General features: G+C 61.4%; 5 protein-coding genes. 1 reads left to right on the top strand and 4 read right to left on the bottom strand.

Annotated features, from left to right (window positions below):
* Window positions 1-218, top strand: a 218-nt coding sequence (locus EOD15_RS33135; protein WP_148129781.1) for a GNAT family protein, incomplete at its 5' end; no start/stop codon positions are given.
* Here EOD15_RS33135 and EOD15_RS33130 read toward each other — a convergent pair.
* The 4 genes from EOD15_RS33130 to EOD15_RS33120 all read right to left on the bottom strand — a co-directional run.
* Window positions 219-479, bottom strand: a complete 261-nt coding sequence (locus tag EOD15_RS33130) for a pilus assembly protein HicB (RefSeq protein ID WP_127328922.1) — start codon at window positions 477-479, stop codon at window positions 219-221. It abuts the gene before it with no gap.
* On the bottom strand, window positions 476-769 hold the full coding sequence (locus EOD15_RS33125; RefSeq protein ID WP_245463834.1) for a PIN domain-containing protein: 294 nt from the start codon (window positions 767-769) through the stop codon (window positions 476-478). Before EOD15_RS33125 ends, EOD15_RS33130 begins: the two co-directional genes overlap by 4 nt.
* Complete coding sequence (locus EOD15_RS37405) at window positions 762-899, bottom strand: PIN domain-containing protein (protein ID WP_348629444.1); 138 nt, start codon at window positions 897-899, stop codon at window positions 762-764. The genes EOD15_RS33125 and EOD15_RS37405 overlap by 8 nt, the downstream gene beginning before the upstream one ends.
* A gap of 56 nt (window positions 900-955) precedes the next feature.
* The coding region (locus tag EOD15_RS33120; protein ID WP_148129780.1) for a DegQ family serine endoprotease at window positions 956-2166 on the bottom strand (1211 nt) is incomplete at its 5' end.

Raw genomic sequence — 2166 nt, 5'->3', positions numbered from 1 at the left:
GGCTTGCCTATGGCTTCGAAACACTCGGCCTTGACGAAATCGTCTCCTTCGCCGTCGCGAAAAACCGCCGCTCCACCGCCGTCATGGAGCGCCTCGGCATGAGAGCCGATCCATCGGCCGACTTCGATCATCCCGGCATTCCCGACAGCCATCCCGCGCTCAAGCGCCATGTATTCTACCGGCTGACTGCCCAGAACTGGCGAAAGAACCGTCGCTGATCAATGTCGATCAGGCGGAAGCTCATCGCCAGCTTGCGGAGGTCCGCCAGCAACCCGCTCAAGCATTTTTCCAAAATCGCCGGCGGACGCATCGCCCGCCCGACGACGCAGGAAATCCGCCGCCGTTTCCATTGCTCCAACCTTCTGCGCCACAGCCGAAGCGATCCACTGATTGAGCGACACGCCATCCGCCTTAGCCAAACGCGCGGCCGCCTCCTTTACCGACAGCGGGAGCTTCAAAGGATAAGTCGCTTTGCTCATGTTCGAAGTCCTTCCAGGAATTCAGCCGGGCTTACGACTTGGACGTCGAAACGGCCTGCCGCAGCCGCAAAATCCCGGCGATTGTAGGTCACCAAGGCATCTGCCCGGCCGTTGATCGCGGCTTCAGGCACCATTTCATCCTTCGGATCGCTCAATTGCGGGCGCCAGAGAAAGTGCAGTTCAACCGGTTCTGCCAAGGTAGCAAAACCGGCAAGCAAACGATCCAGATCCGCATTCGACAATCCGTGAACCGCCATTTGCTCGGGTCGGGTCAACACGGTTTCATTCAAGAAACAGCGCTGTCGTCACCAATGGGCGGATGTGCCGATCCGCGATTCCGTGCAAGACGGCAAACGACGCACCATTCCTGCTTCGCAAACCTGCCGTCAGAACGTTTGTGTCCAGTACGATCCGTCTCACAAGCTAAAATAGTACATCCCATGGGATGCTACAATATACCTGTTAGCTGGCGGATCTCAGTCCATCCGGATCGTCACGAACCTGAGCTCGCCGGTCTTCGAGGCCAGCATCAAGAGTGCATTCTTGCGCCCCTGTTCCTTCAAGGCGCCGATGCGGTCCATGACATCCTTGGGGGTGGCAACCGATTCCTGTGCGATCTCGGTGATCACCTCGCCGGGCTGGATGCCGCGTTCGGCGGCTGCCGAGTCCTTGGTGACGTCGGTGATGACGACGCCCGAAACATCGGCCGCAATGCTGAACTTCTTGCGTGTCTCGTCGTTCAGTTCGCCGACCGTCATGCCGAGCACCGAAGCAGTGGAAACGGCCGGAGCCTTGTCGCCCTTGTCCTGATCGGTGTTGCTGCCCTCCTCGCTGCTGGCGAGCTTCTCGCCATCCTCGAGCCGGCCGAGCGTCACTTTCACGGTCTGCTCGACACCCTTGCGCACGATGAGCACATCGACCGCCTTGCCAACCGGGCTTTCGGCGACGACGCGCGGCAGATCGCGCATCTCATGGATGTCCTTGCCGTCGAACTTGATGACGACATCGCCCGCCTGGATGGTGCCATTGTCGACCGGGCCGCCCTTGATCACGCCGGCGACCAGCGCGCCCCTGGCGGTCGCCATGCCGAGGCTTTCGGCGATGTCGTCGGTCACCGGCTGGATGCGCACGCCCAGCCAGCCGCGCCGCGTCTCGCCGAACTGGCGCAACTGGTCGACGACGCCGGACGCGAGCTGGGCGGGGATGGAAAAGCCGATGCCGATCGAACCGCCGGAAGGCGAAATGATCGCCGTGTTGATGCCGATGACTTCGCCGGCGCTGTTGAACAGCGGTCCGCCGGAATTGCCGCGGTTGATCGCGGCATCGGTCTGTATGAAGTCATCATAGGGGCCGGAATTGATGTCGCGGTTGCGGGCAGAGACGATGCCGACCGTCACCGTGCCGCCGAGGCCGAACGGATTGCCGATCGCCATCACCCAGTCGCCGACGCGCATCTTGGTGGAATCGCCGAACTTCACCGCCGTCAGCTTGTGGCCTTTCGGATCGACCTTGAGCACGGCGACATCGGTCTTGGTGTCGGTGCCGACCAGCGTCGCCTTCAAGGTGACACCATCGGAGAAATTGACCTCGATGTCGTCGGCATCGGCAATGACATGGTTGTTGGTGACGACGATGCCTTGCTCGGCATCGATGACGAAGCCGGAGCCCAGCGACTGCACCTTCTGCG

The organism is Mesorhizobium sp. M7A.T.Ca.US.000.02.2.1, from assembly GCF_003996995.1.
Taxonomy (GTDB): domain Bacteria; phylum Pseudomonadota; class Alphaproteobacteria; order Rhizobiales; family Rhizobiaceae; genus Mesorhizobium.
This window is presented reverse-complemented; position numbering and strand designations above follow the sequence as displayed.